The sequence below is a fragment of the Bradyrhizobium shewense genome (genome assembly GCF_900094605.1).
GTDB classification, from domain to species: Bacteria; Pseudomonadota; Alphaproteobacteria; order Rhizobiales; family Xanthobacteraceae; genus Bradyrhizobium; species Bradyrhizobium shewense.
The window spans coordinates 350,705-370,880 of the sequence record NZ_FMAI01000004.1 but is presented as its reverse complement, the minus strand read 5'-3'; the positions used below and the strand labels follow the sequence as shown (position 1 = coordinate 370,880).

Genomic DNA, 20,176 nt, shown 5'->3' with positions numbered 1-20,176 from the left:
TAAGGGTCTGGCCGGGTCTGCAGTTCACCCAGGCGTCACCGTCCCGCGAGGGAAGCTAAACCTGCAAGGCGAAATCGAATCGACACCAAACCTCGTGCCGCGTCGTAAGCCGGTGACCTCCGACAATCCATCTGTGGATCGGCACATCGAGGATTGGTCATGACCAGAACCCCCATTGAATTCGTTGCGGGCGACATCTCCGCGCTCGCGAAATCCCTGCGCGCCCAGCTTCTGGAGCGCACGTCACCACCCGGTCACGTCGAGCTGCTCAACATTCTTGCGCGTGCGACGGGGCACAGGAACTATCAGCATTTCCGCGCGCGTGCGGTCGGCACTGCCGTGGATGACCGCGGCTTGCCGGCACCACAAGTCGATGCGGTCGATCTGAAGCGCGTGCAGCGCGCCGCGCGCCATTTCGACGACCACGGCAGGCTGTTGCGCTGGCCGGCCCGCCACAGCCTGCAGCAGTTGAGCCTCTGGGTGTTGTGGGCCGGCTTCCCGCCGCGGAGCAATCTGGCCGAGGCGGAAGTGAAGACGCTGCTGAATCGTCAGCACGCTTTCGCCGACGATGCCTTGCTCCGCCGCGCGCTGTGCGATCACGGCCTGGTCTCCCGCACGGCCGACGGGCGCGCGTATCGCAGGGTCGAGCGTCGGCCGCCGGTGGATGCCGCAGCGCTTCTGCGTCATCTCAAGGCCGGTGCATCCGGACGATTGGAAGCTGCGACATGACCGCAAATCCGGACGCATTGCCGCCCGCCGGGCGAACGCGCTTCCCTGCATCGCCATCGCATCGAGGACCGTCATGAAGGCAACTCTGCTCAGACCTGAAGACTACACCCGCTCGCCCTGGAAGAACGGCGGCGGCATCTTCACCGATATCGCGGATGCACATTGCGCTGACGCAGCGGTGAAGGACTGGAGCAGTCTGCTCTGGCGTTTTGCGAGCACGCCGATCGTGGCGCCCGGTCCCTTCTCCCATATGCCGGGCATCGACCGCTTGCAGATGGTGGTCGGTGGGCGCGGGCTGGTGCTCAAGGCTCCGGGCCAGGAATTCGACGAGCGTGAACCTTTTACGACGGTGCGCTTCACCGGCGAGCTCGAGATCGTGACGGAGCTTCACGCCGGGCCGGTCGAGGTCGTCAACCTGATGGCGCGGCGCGGCGCCGTGGAGATCGAGCTCGAAGCGCTCAGGGAAGCCGGCGATCGATCGTTGCCTGCCGGCACGCATCTGGTCTACGCACCGCACGGCGATTGCCGCATCCGCCTCGATGGGGAGGATCTTGCCATCCCCGGCAACGGCACGCTCAGGATCGAATTGACCGAGGCATCGAGGCTCGCGCTCGTTTCGGGTCCGGTGGTGCTGGGGTCGATCCGGATCGTCGGTTAAGCGGGCGACAGCCCCGACAGCCCGATGCGCTCAATCCATGCAACTGGCTAGGTTGACGCGGCGGAGCCGGGGCACGATATCTGCCCTGATGCAGACCGCCGTGAAGGGCAGGATATGACCGCGCAAGACAACCACGCCCCCGCCACGCAAGTCGACGGTGTCGTCGACTGGCTGACCAACGGCACGCGCGATGAGCGCTTCATCGACAATATCTTCGCGCAGATGTCCATCCGGCTGCAGCAGGCAGGCATTCCGCTCAAGCGGGCGACGCTTCACGTCCAGATCAATCATCCGCAATGGCTCGGCGCCCGGATGATTTGGTCCGACGGAATGACTGGGGCGGAGATCGCACGGGTGGATTACGACGTCCGTGAGCGGTCCGAGTATATCGGCAGTCCCGCCAACGAGATTCATGATGGTGCCGCCGAGGTGCGGGAGAGGCTCGAGCAGGATTCATCTCTCGGCCGCAAGCACGCTCTCTACAACGAGATGCGGACGCTGGGCCTGACCGACTACGTCGCTTGGCCGCTGTACCACACGCTCGGCAAGCGGCACATCGTCACCTTTGCCACCGACCGACCCGGTGGTTTCGATCCGGCGCATATCGCAGCGCTCAAGAAGGTCCTGCCGGTGCTGGCGCTGGTCAGCGAGATCCGCATCAAGAACCGGCTGGCGCGCACCCTGCTCGAGACCTATGTCGGCTCCCATGCCGGCGAGCTCATCTTGGCCGGCGCCACCAGGCGCGGCACCGGCACGACCGTGCGCGCCGCGATCATGATCTGCGACCTCAGGGATTTCACCAAGATCTCCGACAATTGGCCGCGCGACGACGTCATCGACCTGCTCAACGATTATTTCGACGCGATGTCCGAGCCGATCGCGCGGCACGGCGGCGAGATCCTGAAATTCATCGGCGACGGCTTGCTCGCCATCTTCCCGCTTCATGAGCCCGATGCCTGCGCGAACCTGCTCCATGCCGTGACCGAGGCCCGTCAGGCCATGACAGCGCTGAACGAGCGGAACCGTGCGACCAGCCGCGCGCCGCTGAACTACGGCATCGGCGTCCATGTCGGCGACGTCATGTACGGCAATATCGGCTCGACCAGCCGGCTCGACTTCACGGTGATCGGCCCCGCCGTCAACATGGCCTCCCGCCTCGAAGCCCTCACCAAGCAGCTCGGACGAACGGTGCTGCTGTCACGCGACTTTGCGGAGCTGGTGGAGGAGAAGTTCGAGCTGGAGCACGTCGGCAAGCACGAGGTCCGCGGCTTCAGCGATCCGATCGAGCTGTTCGCGTATCACGGGTAGGGCGACTGCCCCACCCAGGACGAATTGCCAGCGGCTCATCTATTTGCGGTTCGCTCCGGTGGAGCCCGAGTTCGGCATCGCCTGCTGGCCGCCCTGGGTTTGCCTGGGATCAGGCAGCCCCGGCTCGCGGTCCAAGGGGGCGGAGGTCGAGCCGAGGCCGCCATTCGCCGGAACTGTGAGACCGGTGCAGGCCAAGGCCCTGGGGTGGCACCCCGTAACGCCTACGCGGACCAACAATCCTGCTCTTCCTGGTGCGCGTGCTCGTTCAGACGTTCGGCGATCTGGTCCGCAATCTTGTCCGACTCCGCCGAGGCGACGGGCTCGCCCTTGCGTGTCCTGAGCTTGTCCTTGTCGGCCTCGATCGGGAAGTCGTCAGGCTTCAGTCCGTCATCCTTGCTCATGGCGCGCCTCACCGTGTCTGATGTCGGAAGAACACGTCTGAAGGCTGATCGTTGCTTGGACGAGTGAAAACTCTCGACCGACGAATGGACGGGCGGCTCGCGTTTAGGCACTGTCAGCACGATCCTGGTGTCAGGTGCCGCCGACAGCCTTGGGAAGCCCCTATTGCCGATGCAGGATTGTACGAATAGGCTTCCGCCCCGAAGACCCCAAACGGTCTTTTAAATTGGCCGCACGTTCATGCCCAAATTCCTTCGCATCGGAGTCCTGCAGTCCAACGTATCCGGCTACACGTCGAAGGCGTGGTGCGTTCGGCGCGTCGGCTCGGCGGTGTTCCTGAAGTGGGGTGCCGTTGAGGTGCAGGGCGCCGGCGATGGACGAAGGGTCTACTGGACGCGATTGCCGCAGGAGAAGACAGTTCGCTGCGGCACGACGCAGCGCGCCCAGGACTACGCCAAAGCCGCCATCGCCCGGCGCCGCAGCCACCGTTACGAGCCGCTAGCCGGGCCGATCGCGCTCCGGCGCCGATCCGCCGAGCGGAGCGCGGAGCTCAAGCAGGCACTCGCCACCATCCTGATCGTCGATATCGTCCGCTCCACCGAAAAGGCGGCAAAGCTCGGCGATGCGCGTTGGACCAAGGTCATGGGCCACTATTACGCAGCGGTGCGCAAGGAGCTGAAGAGCACGCGTGGCAAGGAAGTGGTGACGACCGGCGACGGCGTGCTGGCGACATTCAAGGCGCCGGCTTCCGGCGTCCGCTGCGCGACCGCGATTCAAAAGGCCGTGCGCACGCTGGGGCTCGACATCAGGGTCGGGCTGCATGCGGGCGAGTACAGTGTGAGCGGGGGCGAGATGGTCGGTCTCGCGTTTCACATCGGCACGCGCGTCGCCGCCAAAGCGCGCGCCGGCGAAGTCCTGGTCTCGAGCGCGGTCAAGGACCTGATGGCGCAGTCGGAGATCCGCTTCAGGGATCACGGCGTGCATCAGCTCAAGGGCGTGCCGGAGCGGTGGCGGCTGTTTCGGGTGGAGGATTGAAGGAATTGAGGCCTATCTGTTCGGATCGGTCCGGTCGCATTTGGGGCATCGTCCGTCCGCGGCGGCGGCGAGTTGGCGGCCGATCTCTTCCCTGAGAGCGTCTGCCTCGAAGGCCGTTCCGTCGCTCCTGAGGATTCGCTTGGCGCGTTCGTAGGCATGGCTCTCGGCGGCGTCGTCGCCCACGCGGACGATCACCTCATCGTGGAAAGGGCAGACCGTGGTCGCACGGGTGGTTTCGAGCGCGTAGCGCACAACTGCGGTCAGATCGTCGACGTTGGCGGATATCATGGCTGCTCTCCTGATCGTGGCGGTCGTCCCGATGGTGTCCTGTTTCCGGCGGAGGGCCGTACCCCCGGGCCGTGTCGGTCCGGTACGGCCGTGTCGGTCGGGTCAGGCGACAGGGACGACGTCAATCAGCGCCGGCTTCCTTGAAAGCACCGAGGCGTGTTCTGTTCAGAGCTGCGCCATTTCAACCCGCGGTTTTTGCCCTGGTTCCATCGAAGCCGCTCGTGCCGAGCCGGCTCCCTGGTCGCGGTCGGTCAGTCCCCGTCTTGCGAAGCGGTGCCCGGAGTGCCTAGGAGTCCGGGCTCCGCTTCGTTCGGCACCGGAGCAGGAGCGGCCGATGTCATGCAGAGCATAGGCGTGAGCAGGCCCTTTGCATTGACCCATCTCAAACACAGGGAGGGCCCCTAAGGAAACATCCGCAATTTCGCCGGCTGCGGTTCGGGCGCATGAATAAGGACATGCAGCGCCAGATCCTCTTCAGGTGCCCGCGCACCGGCATAAACGTCCAGCATCGGATCGATGACGAGCGGCCCGAGAGTTCCGAGCCGGCGGACGGTTATGTGTCCGTGAGGTGCCCGGCCTGCATGTCGCTGCACTTCGTCAACAGCACCACCGGCAAGCTGCTGGGTGAGCGAGGCCGGCAGCCTGTCTCCATGTCGCGTTCCGCCTGATCGGCTCGTGTCGATTGTGCAGCGACGTGGCGGCCGTCAATGGATCGCCGCGTACATGATGGCTTCCTCGGTCGCTTCCAGCGCGGAAAACTCCTCGACGACCTTGCCTTGTCTGCAAACCAGGATGCGGTCCGACAGCGCCATGATCTCGGGCAGGTAGGAGGAGATCACGACCACCGCCTTGCCTTTGTCGGCCAGCGAATTGATCAGCTCGTGAATCTCGACGATGGCACCGACGTCGACGCCCCGCGTCGGTTCGTCGAATATGATCAGCTCCGGATCCTGGATCAGCGATTTGGCAATCACGACCTTCTGCTGGTTGCCGCCGGACAATTCGACGACCTTGGCCTCGTCGCCGATGGCGCGCACCTTGAGGCGCTCGATCCAGGACTTTCCGGTTGACGTGCTTTCGCGTCGTGACAGCCAGGTGCGTCCTTTGGGAAACTTGGCGAGCAGGCCGAGATAGATGTTGCGCGCAATGGATGCCGTCTCGAAGAATCCTTCGACCTTGCGGTCTTCCGTCACGTAGGCGATGCCGGCCTGCACCGCCGGCGCGGGGACGCGGTAGCGTACCGGCTTGTCCTCGAGGATCACCTCGCCGCCGTGGAAGAAGTCGCGCTTCATGACGCCTGCGACGATCTTGAATGTCTCGGTGCGCCCCGCGCCGACGAGGCCGAAGACGCCGGTGATCTGGCCTGCAAACACCGACAGCGAATTGTTCTTCACCATCGGCGCCATCTTCAGGTTCTGCACCGTCAGCACCCGCTTGCCCGAAGGCCGCACCGTCGGCTTGCGCGCGCCGTAGAGCGTGTTGGAGAGATCGCGCCCCACCATCGCCTGGACGATGCTGGCCCGATCGAAGCGGGAGGCGTCGTCGGTCACGACATGCTTGCCGTCGCGCAGCACCGTGATGCGGTCGGCGAGCAGCAGCGCCTCTTCGAGGGCATGCGAGATGAAGATGATCGAGACCCCGCGCTTCTTCAGGTCCTTGACCAGATCGAAGAAGTATTTCTTCTCCTCCGGCGTCAGCGTCGCCGTCGGCTCGTCAAAGATGATCACCTTGGCCTTGTGCAGGACCGCGCGTGCGATCTCGACCATCTGCTTCTTGGCCGCCCCTAACCCGCCGACTGTCGCCGTCGGCGTCACGTCGAAATTGAGCGATTGCAGGAATTGCTGGGCCGCGATGTAGATGCCGCGCAGGCGGTTGTAGAATTTCTCCTGACCGAGAAACAGGTTCTGCGCCACCGTCATCGTCGGCACCAGGCTGTTCTCCTGGAACACCATCGCGATGCCGAGGTTGCGCGCCTCCAGCGGAGTCCTTGGGGTGACGTCGACGCCGTCGACGGTCATGCCGCCGGAGGTCAGCGTCACGACGCCGGCCATGACCTTGGTCAACGTCGATTTTCCCGCGCCGTTTTCTCCGACCAGGGCGTGGATTTCGCCGCGCCGCAAGTCGAAATCGACACCTTCGATGGCGGGCACGCCGGCGTAGAGCTTGGTCGCCTTCGACAGCGACAGGACGAGGTCGTTCATGCGCGGGCCTCCTCGCCGAGGGATGCCAGCGGTAGCCTGATGACGCGCCCGGGTCCCTTTGCGATCATGACGAGGTCGCTGCCGGCTTCCACGGCCGCGACAATGCCGTGGTTGACGCCGTCGGCCCGGCTGTGGAGCGAATAGCGCGGAAGGCCGTCGGCTCCGAGCCGGATGATGAGACCATACGATCGCGGCGGCGCCCAGGGCTTCATCACGCCCATGGTCTTGATGTGGGCGCCCTGCAGCGGCTCCTTGAAGGAGTTGCCGGAGCGCAGACGCGGCGCCACCCAGAACTCCGGGTCGATCTCCGCGATCATGCGGCGGCGATAGCCCGGCTCGCGGAGCACGAACTCGACCAGCTGGGTGCGCGCGGTGAATGCGGTGAGCCAGAAGCCGCCGCCGCTCGCCGGCGAAAGCCGGGACGGATAGACGGGCAGGTGACGCAGCAGATCCTTGCGGCTTCCGTCCGGCGCGATCGAGACCAGGCGATGCCGCCAGCTTTCGCTGACGAGCACCGCGTCGTTGCTAGCGATGGCGCCGAAAGCGTAACCCAATCCGGCGGCAAGCTCTCTGATTGTGCCCGTCTTCGGATCGAGCCGCAGGACCCGGCCGGTTCTGCCGAGCTCCATCAGGTCGCGCGCCCAGTCGCCGACATCGTGCAACGACGATCCGTCGGTCGCGATCAACGTCCCGTCGGCCGCGGGAGCCAGCGCATTGACGGTGTGCAGCCCTTGCGTAAAGGCGGCCCTGGGCGTCTCGGCCGCCGCGTGGTCATAGAGCCGGACCTCCGTGCCGCCGAGTGCGACGGCAAGGCCTCCACCGGGCAGGGATGCCAGCGCCGAGATCGGCCGCTCGAAGGTGCGGACCGTCGTTGTCGAGTTTCCGGTCAAACGCGTCAGACGTGCGCCGTCGGCAATGAGCAGCGACGTGCCCTCCGTGCAGAGATCCTCCGGCGCGTCGCATTCGAGCAGGATCTCCGCCTGCTCGAGCGCTTGGTTCGGCTTCAACGCCCCGTCGAACGACGGAACGGTGATGGCGGCCTCGCCGCGGCCGAGGAATCGGTTGGCGATTTCGCTGATAGCGGCGATCACGACGACTTCCCCCAGCGCTTGTCGTACTGCACGAAGTCGGGATCGGCGTTGTCGAGCTTGAAGCGGCCGATCCTGTTGTTGGCGATGCCGCCGAGATAGAGATAGCCGCGATGCTCCCGCATCGACGTGATCATGGGATGATTGAGGCCCTTGAGGTCCCAGAACGATTCTAGGATCTTGCCCTGCTCGTTGAACTTGACGACGCAGCCGGTGTTGATGTTCGGGAACAGCCATTCGTCGACCGGCACGCGCTTGGCCATGCGCCGGCGGAAGCCCGGCATCTTCCAGGCGAGATCCAGTGACGGGCTGCGCATGCCGACCAGCGCCAGCCAGTAATTGCCGTCCGAGGCAAGGTTGATGTTGTCAGGGTAGCCCGGCAGATTGTCCATGACGGTTTCGACGTCGCCCTTCTTGGGACCTGTGAACCAGTAGCGCTTGATCGAGCAGCCGAACGTCTCCGCGAACAGGATGGATTGCCCGTCGCTGGCGACCGCGACGCCGTTGGGGAATTTGAGGCCGCGCAGCGCGGTGTGGGTCGTGCCGGTCTTGGTATCGTAGCAGATGATGCGGCCGTTGCCGCGCGCTTCCAGCCCGTCGACCGGCCATTCGTCCATCTCGTAGCGAACCGTGGCCTCGGAGAAGAAGATCAATCCGTCGTCGGTGATGTCGAGATCGTCGGCAAGCCGGAGGCGGCTGTCGTCGTTCACGGAGTAGATGCTGCGATTGGTCTCGTCGGTGGCCTTCTCCACGGTGCCGTCGGGCGTGATGCGATAGAGGCCCATGCCGCCGATGCAGACATAGAGATTGTCCTCTTTGTCGAACGCCATGCCGAGCGGCTGGCCGCCGATATGCGCGAACACTTCCATCCGCTCGTAATCGGGCGGAAAGAAGCGGATGATGTCTCCGTGCCGCGATCCGGCGTAAAGCACGTCGTTGCGGTCGAGGATTACGTCCTCGGGCGCCTCGATCCGTCCGAGCCCGATCAGCGAGACGTCACGCAGCTTGTCGTTCTGCTCGAACGGCCCGCCGCTGCCGATCTCGGTCGGCGGCGGTGGCGGCAGCGCGTGATAGGTCGGCGCAACATAGACTTTGCTGATGATGCGGGTGCGGTTCTTCTGCCAGCGGATGTCGACCATCGCGGCCGCCAGCAGGATGGTCGCCAGCGCCATGCGGTTGACGCCGCCGCGCGCGTTCATGGCGGTCAGGCCGTTGGTGACGAGCAGGACGACGAGCACGCCAACCATGGATTTGACGACCGACCCCTTGCCGCCGCCGAGCGTGATGCCGCCGAGCACGGTCGCCGTCAGCACGATCACCTCTAAGCCGACACCGATATCGCCGCCGACCGTGCCGAGCCGGGCCGCGAAGAACAGCGCGCCGATGCTGGTCAGCACGCCGCTCGCGACATAGCAGAGCGCGATGGTGCGGCGGACGGGAATGCCGGAATTGTAGGCCGAGCGGCGCGAGCCGCCGATCGCCGTGATGTGCCAGCCCGGCCGCAAACGCGTCAGGAAGACGTGGCCGAAGATCGCGATCACGATGTAGACCAGGGCGACGCTGGGAATGCCGAACACGCTCCGGCCGCCGATGAAATCCCAGGACGGAATGTCCGGGAAGGCCGACGCGATGGCGTTGGAATAGCGCTGGATCAGCAGATCGTAGGCCGAGCGGTAGATGATCAGCGTGATCAGCGTGGTGATGAAGGCGCGCAGCCTGAGATACCCGATCAGCACGCCGTTCACCGCGCCGAGCAGCCCGCCGACGATCATGGTGACCACCACCACGGCGGGGACCGGCCAATTGAGCACGTCGAGCAGATAGAGCGCGCAGAAATCCGTCAGGGCGAAGATTGAGCCGACCGAGAGATCGATGCCGCCGACGATGACGACGAGCGCCATGCCAAGACCGATGAACCCGATCTCGCCGGCCTGCCGCGCGGTATCGGCGAGGCTCGATGCGGACAGGAAGTGCTCGAGCGAGCGGCTGAGCGCGAAGCCGACGATCAGCAGCAGGATCACCGGAATGGCAGTTTCGGTCCAGCGTTTGGACAGGATCTCGCCGAGGAGATGGTCCGGCCAGTAGCGATATCGGAGCCTCGTCAGTGTCTCGCGCATCTGCCTTCCGCTGATTCCATGAGCAAGGTTGCGCGTTCCGCACCCGGAGGGACGGAACGCGCAGCTTTAGTGTGCGATCACTTCTTGAGATCGGAGAGATTCCAGCACGCCGTCTGGGTGTCGGCGTTTTCTTTCGTGATCGGGATCAGCGTGGTGTATTCCGAGCCCTTGACCGAACCCGGCTTGGCGCCCGACGACAACAGCCATTTGATCGTGCCGGCCATTTGCGCGGCCTGTGTCGGCACGTCGTAGCTCATGTTGAGATCGAACGAGCCGTTCTTCACCAGCTCGCACGCACCCTTGCGCTCGCCGCCGCCTGAGGTCGCCAGGAACACCTTGCCGGTCAGGCCGGCTTCCTTGATCGCGGCGGCGGTGCCGATGTCCATGCCGTCCCAGAAGCCGACGATGCCGCAAAGATCCGGGTTCTGCTTCAGCACCGTCTGGGTGATCGCCTTGGCCTTGGCGGCATCCCAATCGGCGGCCTGGCTGGAGACGACCTTGATCTCGGGATGCTTGGCGAGGATGTTTTCGACGCCCTTGAGCGTGTAGGCGCTGGCCGCCGCGGAGAGCGCGCCCTGGATGATGGCGATCTTGTTGGACTTGCCCTGGCAGGCCTTCACCACGCCTTCGGTCTGGCGCTCGCCGATCTCGATCCAGTTGGCGCCGACGAAGGCCGAACTGCGATAGGCCGAGCCCATGTTGATCTGGATGACGTAGATGCCTTCGTTCTCGGCGCGCTGCAGCAGCTTTGCGTAGGTCTGGACGTCCGGATTGTGGATCACCATCACCGCCGGCTTCTCCGAGATCAGCGAGGTGACGGCTTGCGCACCGGCATTCGTATTCCAGTTGGGATCACGAATGACGAACTTGACGCCGAACGGCTCGAGCTCCTTCTTGAGGCCGGCGTACCAGCCTTCCGTCAGGTCGAAGTTCATCGCGACCGGCACGTAGGCGACGGTCTTGCCGGCGAGCGCTTCGCGGAAAGGCTTCTGGAACGGCTCGTCGAGGCCCTGCTGGGCGAGGGCCGGAGCCGCGCTGGCTGAAAGCGCCAATGCGGCGATACTTCCAAGCGCAAACTTATGAACGCTGGCCATTGTCTTCCTCCTTGTGGATACGCGTTTTTTCAGGCAGATCAGATGTCGCCCTGTTGGGCCGTTTCTTCGTTTCGTGGGTTGAGCAGCGTGTCCGTGATCACCGCGATCAGGAGCACCAGGCCCTTGATGAGGTTTTGGCCGGCATAGGGGATGTTGAGGATCGTCATTCCGTTCAGCATCGTTCCGATCAGGAGCGTGCCGATGATGACGTTGACGACCCCGCCGCGCCCGCCCGACAGGCCGATGCCGCCGAGCACGACGACGAGGATGACGTCGTAGATCAGCGTCGAATTGAAGATCCGGGTCGGCATGGAGTTGACGGACGCCGCCAGCACGAGGCCGGCAAAGCAGCCGATCAGCGCCGCGAGGACATATTGCAGCACGATGATGGGCCGCGACGGGATGCCGGTCACGCGCGAGGCGAACGGGTTGTCGCCGATCGCGTAGATGTAGGCGCCCCAGCGCGTCTTGCGCAGCAGGATGAAAACCACGACGCAGGCGATCGCGAACATGACGATCGAGGTGGGGATGCCGAGGATGCTGCCCTGGCCGAGCCGCTCGAACCCGGCCATGCCCTCGCTCCATTGCACGACGTCGAGCTGGAAGAGGGCGGCCTGGCCGAGACCGGCGACGAACAGGCCGGTCGCCAGCGTCGCGAACAAGGGCGGCACTTCCGCATAGGCGATGAGCCAGCCGTTGACGAGACCGATCGCGATCGACAGCAGGCCGGCGGCGAGCAGCGAGGCAGGCAGCGAATGCCCATTCTGCACCATCTGCAGCACGAGGCCGCCGGGGACCGCGAGTGCCGCGATCAGCGACAGGTCGATGCCGCGGCCGATCACGACGATCGCCATGGCGAGGCCAAGGATGCCGAGCACCGCCACGTTCTGCAGCAATGTCAGCATGTTGTCGGCGGAGAGAAAGCCGCTGAGGAAGACCGAGAAGGTCAGGAAGAGTGCCGCGAAGACCGCAAACACGATCTCCTGTTGGCTGATCCGAACGCGCTTCATCGCTTGCCTTCCCTGGGATCGGCATCGCGCGTGCGGGATCGCCGTCTCCGCGCGCGCTTGCCTCCCCCCGTCCCAAATTTCGTTTTGCGCTTGATAGGCGAGAGACCTCAGGGTGGCTTGCGTCAACGCGCAAACCTTTTGCGTTGGCGCGCAAAGAGTCTTGCGCGAAGCTGACAGGAACCTAAGATCGGCCGGCAGTTTTTGTGCGCTGCACAGATATATCTCGACGTAACGGGCCGCCGATGGATCTCGTGTTTACGACCGAGGAGCTAGACCCCGCCAAGCGCTTCGCGGCCTGGCAAGATGCGATCTGCGACCACTATGTCCATGTCGACGTGAACGCGGTGAAGCCGGCCGACTATCAGGGCTTTATCCGCGAGGCGCAATTTGGCCCTGTTACGATGAGCGACGTCTTCCTGTCGGAGCAGCGCATATCGCGGCGCGACCGGCACATCGCAAAGCTCGACAAGGATTGTTACTACGTCCAGTTTCTGCAGCAGGGCAGCATGGACGTGCTCCAGGCCGGCCAGACCCTGGTGACCAGCCCGGGCACTGGTGCGATCTTTTCAGCCTCCGACGCCTACGATCTGGAGTGCTCGGATCGATTCCGGTCGTTGTATCTGGAGATTCCGCGCAAGGAGTTTTCGTCGCGCTTCGCCGAAGGAAAGATGCCGTCGGCGGCGACGATCGCGACCGGGCGGGGTCTGGGCCGGATCGCTGCCGAATTCTGCGCGCTGCTCGCCTCGGAGGCATCAAGCCTGGAGGAGACGGCGCGAGGCCGGCTCGGTCATGAGCTGATGGACGTTCTGGCGCTCGCGCTGGACATGGGCGATAAGGACGAATTCTCGGAGGACGCGACAGCGCGGAACGCGCGCCTGCGCTCGGTCAAGGCCTGGATCGAGGAGCACCTGACCGATCCGGATCTGTCGCTGGAGAAGATCGCCAGGAGCAACGGCGTCTCGCTCCGCCATCTACATTACCTGTTTCGATCGACCGAGATGTCGGTGTCCGAATGGATCCTGAACCGCCGCCTGCAACGTTGCCACGACGCGCTGATGCGCCCGGAGTTGCGCGCGTTGTCGGTGACCGAGATCGCCTATCGCCTGGGCTTCAGCAGCTCATCGCATTTCAGCACGGTGTTTCGCAGGAAGTTCGGCCACAGCCCGTCCGAGCTGCGCCGGCGGCAGATGACGTCGATTGATTAGGGCGGCGCGCGCCGAGCGCCGGTGATGACGTTCGGCGGCAACCAGGCCCGGCAGGCGGCCGGCCCGCGTGTTCTATTTCTCCACCGCTCCCGACCAGTCCTTGAAGCCGCCGACGTTATAGACCTTCTCGTAGCCCATATCCTTCAGCACCTTGCCCGCCAGCGCCGACCGGCCGCCGGACGCGCAGTAGAGAATGACGGACTTGCTCTTGTCGAACGCCTTGTCGTGATAGGGCGACTCCGGATCCGCGCGAAACTCCAGCATCCCGCGCGAGACATGCACGGCGCCCGCGATCTTGCCGCTGGCCGCAACCTCCGGCGCATCGCGAACGTCGACGACCAGCGTGTTGCCGTTCTTGATCATGTCAGTGGCCTGTTCCGATGTGATCTTGGGGACCGCCGCATTGGCGGCTTCGAGCATTTGCTTGACGCTGGTGGGCATGGGTTGTCTCCGTTGGTGGCCTCGCCGCGAGGATAGCATATCGGTCGCGCTTCGCCTCCTTCTGTTGGAGGAGCATGCCCTGCTTGATCATGCGCTCATTCCGCGCCCAATATCGCGCGAGCCAGCTCCGACGGATTCTCGACAGCCGAGAAGTGGCCGGTATTCCTGAGCGTCACCACCTGCGCGTTGGGAATGAGAGACCGTGTGCGCTCGCGCTCGTCGGGCCGGGACCAATCGCTGTCGCCATAGATGAGCGTCACCGGCGCCGAGATCTGCCGATAGTAGTCGCGGGCCTGGCTCCAGGATCGCCATCCCGCCAACACCTTGCGTGCGGCCCGCTTGTAGCCTGGGCGGTGGGCCACCTTGTCGAACTCGGCGAGCAGATCGGCCGGCAGCTTGCGCGGGTCGTGATATCCGCCGCCCATGATCTTGCCGAGAACGATCTTGTTTTCGAGCGACGCGTTGATCGCGCCGAGCACCGGGATCTGCAGACTTCCGATGATGAAGTTCGCGAGCCAGTTGCCACGTCGAATTCCGTCCCCGTAGCGGGTTTCGTAGTCATAGGGGTTGATTGCATAGACCCGCTTCACGCGGTGTGGGAGGGAGGCCGCCACCGTGAGAGCCAATGCACCTCCGATCGACTCGCCGACGAGCGTTACATCCGAGAGGTCCAGCGCCTCGATGAAGCGTATGACCGCCTGCCTGAAATAGGGCTCGTTGAAGCTTGCGTCCGGATCGATCGGTGAGTGTCCGTGGCCGGGCAGATCGATGGCGTACACCGTGTGCGATCGGGCGAGGAGAGGCGCAAGACTGCGGAAATACTCGAGCTGCGTCCGGATCGTATGCAGGAGGAGCAGCGGAGGCCCGCTGCCGGTCTTGTGAAAACGCACACTGAGCTTCTCCGATAATTTGAGCAAACTCGGCCCGGCTTCGCTCACGTCAAGCATCCGATCTCTCCATGTTTCGCGGGGGCCGTCGTTCAAGCGGTGGCGGCTTCACGGACCAGCGCGGCCGCGGCATCCAGAAGGGCCCGTGCGAGGTCTGTGTCGTTGACCGCGCGCGCCAGCGTCACTGCGCCCACCATCGTCGCGAGAATGGCCATGGCCTTGTCTCTCGACCCCTTGCCGCCGTCCTTGGCGATGAAGCGGCCGAGCACGTCGAGATGGGCCTTGATGCCCGCTTCGAACTCGGCCTTGACGTCGGGACCCTGCCGGGCGGCATCCGAACCGAGGGCCACGATCGGACAGCCCTCCATTCTCTCTTCGCGATGATCTGCGCTGAGATAGAATCCGATCACCGCGCTGAGCGGATCGTCAGGATTGCGCGCGGCCGCGTCCGACCATCGGCCCGAAGCGCTCTCCAACGCTCGCTTGGACGCCTCGACAGCCAAGTCCTCCTTGGACGCGAACTGCTTGTAGAAGGCGCCCTGGGTGAGCCCGGCCCCCTCCATCAGATCCTTGAGCCCAATTCCGTCGAAGCCGCGCTCCCTGAAGAGGCGACTCGCCACATTGATCACGGTTTGGCGGTTCTCCGCGGCTTGAACGCGACTGACGCGCATCGTGCTCCTCCATTTGGATTTCAGTCGAAATCTATGCTTAACATAGATTTCGAACGACATCTATCAAGTTACCCTCGAACGGCGCCGTGGCTTCCTGAGATCACGTTTCCGTCAGGAGGCGAATTTAGATTGCGATCGAGCGCTAAGTCAATATAGAGTTCGAACGAAATCTAAATCCTAGAGGAGACCGTCATGAAAAGGGGTGTTGCCGTTTTGGCCGGTATTTTGATCCCGGCGGGGGTGGCCACGTTCGTCAGTCTTGGCATTTTCGCCCCCAACGCCTCTGCCGTTAGCGACCCGAGACAGGAGCCGCCGATGGTCAGCCTGGCGACGGCCACGCGGGTGAGCGGATCCGACCGCGGGTTCACGGGCACCATCGGCGCGCGGGTGGAGAGCAATCTCGGCTTTCGCGTTGCCGGCAAGATCGTCGAGCGGCTGGTGAATGTCGGTGAGCAGGTCAAGGCCGGGCAGCCGCTGATGCGGATCGACGAGACCGACCTCCGCCTTGCGCTTGCGGCGAAGCGCAACGCTGTCGCCGCAGCGCGCGCAGCCGTCGTGCAGACCGATGCGGATGAGCGTCGATACGCCAACCTGGTCAACGACGGATGGACGTCCAAACAGCGCTACGAGCAGGCGAAGGCCGCCTCGGATACGGCCAAGGCGCAGCTCGCCGCGGCCGAAGCCGAGGCAGGGGTCGCCGAGAACCAGGCGACCTATTCCGTGCTGGTGGCAGACGCGGACGGCACGGTCACCCAAACGCTTGGCGAGCCCGGCCAGGTGGTCTCGGCCGGCCAGACGGTCGTTCGGCTTGCGCAGTCCGGGCCTCGCGAAGCCGTGGTGGCGCTTCCCGAAACGATCCGGCCGGCGATCGGCTCGCTCGCCGAGGCCAGCCTGTATGGCAGCGATGGACGCCGTTACGCGGCGCATCTGCGCCAATTGTCGAACTCTGCCGACGCGCAGACCCGGACTTACGAGGCCCGCTACGTGCTCGGCGGCGAGGCGGCAGCAGCACCGCTTGGCGCGACGGTCACCATTCGGCTCGCAAGTCAGGACAGTCAGTCGGAAGTCCAGGTGCCGTTGGGCGCCGTGCTCGATGATGGCAGGACCACCGGCGTCTGGGTGTTCGACAGCGCCAGCTCGACCGTACACTTTCGCCCCATCAAGCTTCTGCGTGTGACCAGCGAAGCGGCCGTCATCTCTGGATCGAGCTCCAGTGATCCGATTGTGTCCCTCGGCGCTCACCTCCTGCACGAGGGCGCCCGCGTCAGGACCGTCACTGACGGCGGGAGCAAATCATGAGCTTCAATCTCTCCGCGGTCGCCGTTCGCGAGCGGGCCGTGAACCTGTTCTTCATCATCCTGCTGGCGGCCGCAGGCGCCTACGCCTTCTTCATGCTCGGACGGGCCGAGGACCCGTCCTTCACCATCAAAACCCTGACGGTCACGACGGTATGGCCGGGTGCGACGGCACGCGAGATGCAGGATCAGGTCGCCGAACCCCTGGAGAAGCGGATTCAGGAGCTGACCTGGTACGACCGGGTGGAGACGACCACGCGGCCGGGTTATGCCTACATGACGGTGACGCTGAAGGACAGCACGCCGCCATCGAGCGTGCAGGAAGAGTTTTATCAGGCGCGCAAGAAACTCGGAGATGAAGCGCGCAAGCTGCCGACCGGCGTGCTGGGCCCCTTCGTCAACGACGAATATTCGGACGTGAGCTTCGCACTCTACGCCCTCAAGGCGAAGGGCATGCCGATGCGTGAGCTCGCCAGGAAGGCGGAGGTGATCCGCCAGGACCTGCTGCATGTGCCCGGCGTCAAGAAGATCAATATTTTCGGCGAACGTCCCGAGCAGATCTTCGTGGAGTTTTCCTATCCCAAGCTGGCAACGCTCGGCGTGTCGGCACAGGATATCGTTGCCGCCTTGCAGCGGCAGAATACGGTGACCCCGGCAGGGTCGATCGACACGAGCGGGCCACAGGTCTTCATCCGGGTCGACGGCGGTTATGACAGCGTGCAGGCGATCGCCGACACGCCGATCGTTGCTGCGGGACGAACCCTGAAGCTGTCCGATATCGCCGAGGTCCGTCGCGGCTACGAGGATCCTCCCACCTACATCATCCGGCACCAGGGCGAGCCCACGATCATGCTCGCGGCAGTGATGCAGGAGGGCTGGAACGGACTGGCGCTCGGCAAGGCGTTGGAAGAGAGGTCCGCGGCCATGGCGCGGACACTGCCGCTCGGGATGACGCTCGACAAGGTGACCGATCAGGCCGTGAACATCACCTCCGCGGTCGACGAGTTCATGATCAAATTCGCGATGGCGCTCGCTGTGGTGCTGCTGGTCAGCCTGCTCAGCCTCGGCTGGCGCGTGGGAATCGTCGTGGCCGCCGCAGTCCCTCTGACGCTCGCCGTCGTGTTCCTCATCATGCTCGAATCCGGCCGGTTCTTCGACCGCATCACGCTCGGCGCCCTCATCCTCGCGCTCGGCCTGCTCGTGGACGACGCCATCATCGCCATCGAGGTGATGGTGGTGAAAATGGAAGAGGGCATGGACCGCCTCAGTGCGGCGGCCTACGCATGGAGCCACACTGCGGCGCCGATGCTCTCGGGCACGCTGGTGACGATCGCGGGATTCCTGCCGGTGGGTTTCGCGCGCTCGACGGCCGGCGAATATGCCGGCAACATCTTCTGGGTCGTCGGGTTCGCTCTCATCGTCTCCTGGATCGTTGCGGTGATCTTCACGCCTTATCTTGGCGTCAAGATGCTGCCCGCGATCGAACCCGTCGAGGGCGGCCACCACGCGATCTACGACACGCCGAACTACCGGCGTTTGCGGCGGCTCATCACCTTCGCCGTGCGCCACAAATTCCTGACCTGCAGCTTCGTCGTGATCGCTTTCGCGCTGTCCGGCCTCGGCATGGGCGCGGTCAAGCAGCAGTTTTTCCCGACGTCGGATCGCCCCGAGGTTCTCGTCGAGGTTCGCCTGCCGGAAGGCACCAGCATCGAGACGACGACCGCTGCCGTCGAAAAGCTCGAACGCTGGCTGCATGATCAGCCCGAGGCGAAGATCGTCACCAGCTATGTCGGTCAGGGCGCGCCCCGCTTCTTCTTCGCGATGGCGCCGGAGCTCCCCGATCCGGCCTTTGCCAAGCTCGTCGTACTGACGCCTGACGCCGAGGCGCGCGAGGCTTTGAAGCAGCGGCTCCGGGAGGCGGTATCACACGGCCTTGCCCGGGAAGCGCGTGTGCGCGTCACCCAGCTCGTCTTCGGACCCTACACGCCGTTCCCGGTGGAGTTTCGGGTGATGGGCCCCGATCCCGCAAAATTGTACGCGCTCTCTGAGAAAGCCGTCGAGGTCATGCGTGGCGTTCCCGACGTGCGACAAGCCAATCGCGATTGGGGCAATCGCACACCCGTGCTCCGCTTCATTCCAGATCAGGATCGGCTGAACCTCATCGGCCTCTCGCCGGCGGAAGTCGGGCGGCAGCTTCAGTTCCTCCTGACCGGCATCGCCGTCACGCAGGTCCGCGAGGACATTCGCAATGTCCCGATCGTGGCGCGCAGCGCCGGCGGCGAGCGGCTGGATCCGGCACGGTTGGCCGACTTCTCGCTGACGAGCCGGGACGGCCGTCTGATTCCGCTCGACCAGATCGGCCATTCGGAAGTCCAGCTCGAAGAGCCGATCCTGAAGCGCCGCGATCGCACCCCGGTCGTCACGATTCGGTCGGACATCAATGAGGCGACCCAGCCTCCCGAGGTCTCCAAGGACATCGTGAAAGCGCTTCAGCCGCTGATCGCATCGCTTCCGGCCGGCTATCGCATCGAGACGGGCGGCTCGATCGAGGAGGCCACGAAGGCCAATGACGCGCTGGCGACCATCTTTCCCGCCATGATCGCCGCAACGCTGATCGTCATCATGCTTCAGGTCAGATCATTCTCGATGATGGCCCTCGTCATGCTGACCGCGCCGCTTGGTCTCGTCGGCGTCGTGCCGGCGTTGCTGATCTTCAACCAGCCTTTCGGATTCAACGCGATTCTCGGACTGATCGGACTGGCCGGGATCCTGATGCGCAATACCCTGATCCTGACCGAACAGATCAAGGAGAACCGTGCGGCAGGCCTCGACGACTACCACGCCGTCATCGAAGCCACGGTGCAACGCACGAGGCCCGTGATCCTGACCGCACTTGCCGCCGTGCTGGCGTTCATCCCCCTCACACACTCCGTCTTCTGGGGATCGATGGCCTATACCTTGATCGGCGGCACGGCAGTCGGCACGGTGTTAATCCTGCTCTTCCTTCCTGCGCTCTATGCCGCGTGGTTCCGCATCAAGCCGACTGCGGATGAGATCCCTGAGAGTTCGACGGACAAACCGGAGTTGCGAACGGCGATGGCTGCCGAGTAGGGCGATCTGATCAGCCGGCCGAGGAGGCTGGCGTCTTCCGATCGCAGCAAGAAAGCTTCTATTCGAGCGGTGTCTCGAACGTTCAAGGCGGCGCAACGCGTCGCCCGCCTTCGCCCTGGGCTGCGGCGCGGCAGCCTTCACTCGCTTCGCTCTTGATGTGTGGCGCCGGCTTGCCGAGCCGAAGCTCGCGGCGGAAGTCCGTCTTCGCTTCCGCTTCGCTCCAGCTACGCCGGACACGCTTCGCTCCTCGGCCTTGCATGGCTGCGCCAGGCGTAGCCCGAAGGGCGAAGCGTGGTGGGCCCGGCAGGACTCGAACCTGCAACCAGACCGTTATGAGCGACGGGATAATGGTCGCGTTCGTTGATTTTCCTGCGGATTTGTTGGATTCCGACCGCGTTCGTTGCATTTCGTTCAGGCCGTTTCTGTTGCGAAACTGGTGCGGTCAGTGCATTGGGCACGCATCGCGCGACTAGTCGCGATCGTCCGAGGTGCTGAATGGAGCTTCGTTGCTTTCTGTGACGACGCAGCACTTTTCCGTCTCGTTCTCATCTCGATTCACCCTTTCGGGGAATTGCGACTTGGAATCGCGCGGCGTCGAATTGGCGCAAGCTGTCCGGTCGCTCACCAGCTCCACCAACG

At 64.3% G+C, this 20,176-nt stretch carries 18 protein-coding genes; 8 read left to right on the top strand and 10 right to left on the bottom strand.

Features of this window, described 5'->3' with window-relative positions:
- Positions 1–159: 159 nt before the first annotated feature.
- The 3 genes from GA0061098_RS10725 (at position 160) to GA0061098_RS10715 (ending at position 2,695) form a co-directional block, all read left to right on the top strand.
- Positions 160–729, top strand: coding sequence for a DUF2087 domain-containing protein (locus GA0061098_RS10725; RefSeq protein WP_091956293.1), 570 nt, complete (start codon positions 160–162; stop codon positions 727–729).
- A 73-nt stretch (positions 730–802) separates the two neighbouring features.
- Positions 803–1,387 carry a HutD/Ves family protein gene (locus tag GA0061098_RS10720; RefSeq protein WP_091956366.1) on the top strand — a complete coding sequence of 195 codons (585 nt, stop codon included), beginning with the start codon at positions 803–805 and terminating at the stop codon, positions 1,385–1,387.
- 114 nt (positions 1,388–1,501) lie between these two features.
- Complete coding sequence (locus tag GA0061098_RS10715) at positions 1,502–2,695, top strand: adenylate/guanylate cyclase domain-containing protein (RefSeq protein ID WP_091956292.1); 1,194 nt, start codon at positions 1,502–1,504, stop codon at positions 2,693–2,695.
- Between the two features lie 221 nt (positions 2,696–2,916).
- On the opposite strand, the gene GA0061098_RS10710 is transcribed toward GA0061098_RS10715, so the two are convergent.
- Entirely contained in the window at positions 2,917–3,096 is a 180-nt protein-coding gene (locus GA0061098_RS10710) for a hypothetical protein (protein WP_091956291.1), read from the bottom strand.
- Positions 3,097–3,334: 238 nt separating this feature from the next.
- Between GA0061098_RS10710 and GA0061098_RS10705 the strand changes: the two genes are divergently transcribed.
- Positions 3,335–4,129 carry an adenylate/guanylate cyclase domain-containing protein gene (locus GA0061098_RS10705; protein ID WP_028142246.1) on the top strand — a complete coding sequence of 265 codons (795 nt, stop codon included), beginning with the start codon at positions 3,335–3,337 and terminating at the stop codon, positions 4,127–4,129.
- Positions 4,130–4,141: 12 nt separating this feature from the next.
- Here the strand turns inward: GA0061098_RS10705 and GA0061098_RS10700 are convergent, their stop codons facing one another.
- Entirely contained in the window at positions 4,142–4,417 is a 276-nt protein-coding gene (locus GA0061098_RS10700; protein ID WP_091956290.1) for a hypothetical protein, read from the bottom strand.
- A 443-nt stretch (positions 4,418–4,860) separates the two neighbouring features.
- On the opposite strand from GA0061098_RS10700, the gene GA0061098_RS10695 reads away from it, so the two are divergent.
- On the top strand, positions 4,861–5,085 hold the full coding sequence (locus tag GA0061098_RS10695; RefSeq protein WP_245323217.1) for a hypothetical protein: 225 nt from the start codon (positions 4,861–4,863) through the stop codon (positions 5,083–5,085).
- A 36-nt stretch (positions 5,086–5,121) separates the two neighbouring features.
- Here GA0061098_RS10695 and GA0061098_RS10690 read toward each other — a convergent pair whose 3' ends face one another.
- The 5 genes from GA0061098_RS10690 to GA0061098_RS10670 form a co-directional block, all read right to left on the bottom strand.
- Entirely contained in the window at positions 5,122–6,618 is a 1,497-nt protein-coding gene (locus tag GA0061098_RS10690) for a sugar ABC transporter ATP-binding protein (RefSeq protein ID WP_091956289.1), read from the bottom strand.
- Positions 6,615–7,709, bottom strand: a complete 1,095-nt coding sequence (locus GA0061098_RS10685; RefSeq protein ID WP_091956288.1) for a hypothetical protein — start codon at positions 7,707–7,709, stop codon at positions 6,615–6,617. The genes GA0061098_RS10690 and GA0061098_RS10685 overlap by 4 nt, the downstream gene beginning before the upstream one ends.
- Positions 7,706–9,823 carry an ABC transporter permease gene (locus GA0061098_RS10680; protein ID WP_091956287.1) on the bottom strand — a complete coding sequence of 706 codons (2,118 nt, stop codon included), beginning with the start codon at positions 9,821–9,823 and terminating at the stop codon, positions 7,706–7,708. Before GA0061098_RS10680 ends, GA0061098_RS10685 begins: the two co-directional genes overlap by 4 nt.
- Positions 9,824–9,900: 77 nt before the next feature.
- Positions 9,901–10,917, bottom strand: a complete 1,017-nt coding sequence (locus tag GA0061098_RS10675; RefSeq protein WP_091956286.1) for a sugar ABC transporter substrate-binding protein — start codon at positions 10,915–10,917, stop codon at positions 9,901–9,903.
- A 38-nt stretch (positions 10,918–10,955) separates the two neighbouring features.
- A complete protein-coding gene (locus GA0061098_RS10670) occupies positions 10,956–11,927 on the bottom strand; it encodes an ABC transporter permease (protein WP_091956285.1) in 972 nt (323 codons plus the stop codon).
- Between the two features lie 242 nt (positions 11,928–12,169).
- Between GA0061098_RS10670 and GA0061098_RS10665 the strand changes: the two genes are divergently transcribed.
- A complete protein-coding gene (locus GA0061098_RS10665; RefSeq protein WP_091956284.1) occupies positions 12,170–13,132 on the top strand; it encodes a helix-turn-helix domain-containing protein in 963 nt (320 codons plus the stop codon).
- 72 nt (positions 13,133–13,204) lie between these two features.
- On the opposite strand, the gene GA0061098_RS10660 is transcribed toward GA0061098_RS10665, so the two are convergent.
- The 3 genes from GA0061098_RS10660 to GA0061098_RS10650 form a co-directional block, all read right to left on the bottom strand.
- Positions 13,205–13,573 (bottom strand): rhodanese-like domain-containing protein, encoded by a 369-nt coding sequence (locus tag GA0061098_RS10660; RefSeq protein WP_091956283.1) that lies wholly within the window; start codon positions 13,571–13,573, stop codon positions 13,205–13,207.
- A gap of 95 nt (positions 13,574–13,668) precedes the next feature.
- Complete coding sequence (locus GA0061098_RS10655; protein WP_091956282.1) at positions 13,669–14,520, bottom strand: alpha/beta fold hydrolase; 852 nt, start codon at positions 14,518–14,520, stop codon at positions 13,669–13,671.
- Positions 14,521–14,552: 32 nt separating this feature from the next.
- Positions 14,553–15,131: a TetR/AcrR family transcriptional regulator gene (locus GA0061098_RS10650; protein WP_091956281.1), complete on the bottom strand. Its 579-nt coding sequence runs from the start codon at positions 15,129–15,131 to the stop codon at positions 14,553–14,555.
- A 192-nt stretch (positions 15,132–15,323) separates the two neighbouring features.
- On the opposite strand from GA0061098_RS10650, the gene GA0061098_RS10645 reads away from it, so the two are divergent.
- A complete protein-coding gene (locus tag GA0061098_RS10645; RefSeq protein WP_091956280.1) occupies positions 15,324–16,430 on the top strand; it encodes an efflux RND transporter periplasmic adaptor subunit in 1,107 nt (368 codons plus the stop codon).
- Positions 16,427–19,537 (top strand): efflux RND transporter permease subunit, encoded by a 3,111-nt coding sequence (locus tag GA0061098_RS10640; protein ID WP_091956279.1) that lies wholly within the window; start codon positions 16,427–16,429, stop codon positions 19,535–19,537. The genes GA0061098_RS10645 and GA0061098_RS10640 overlap by 4 nt, the downstream gene beginning before the upstream one ends.
- Positions 19,538–20,176: the final 639 nt, after the last annotated feature.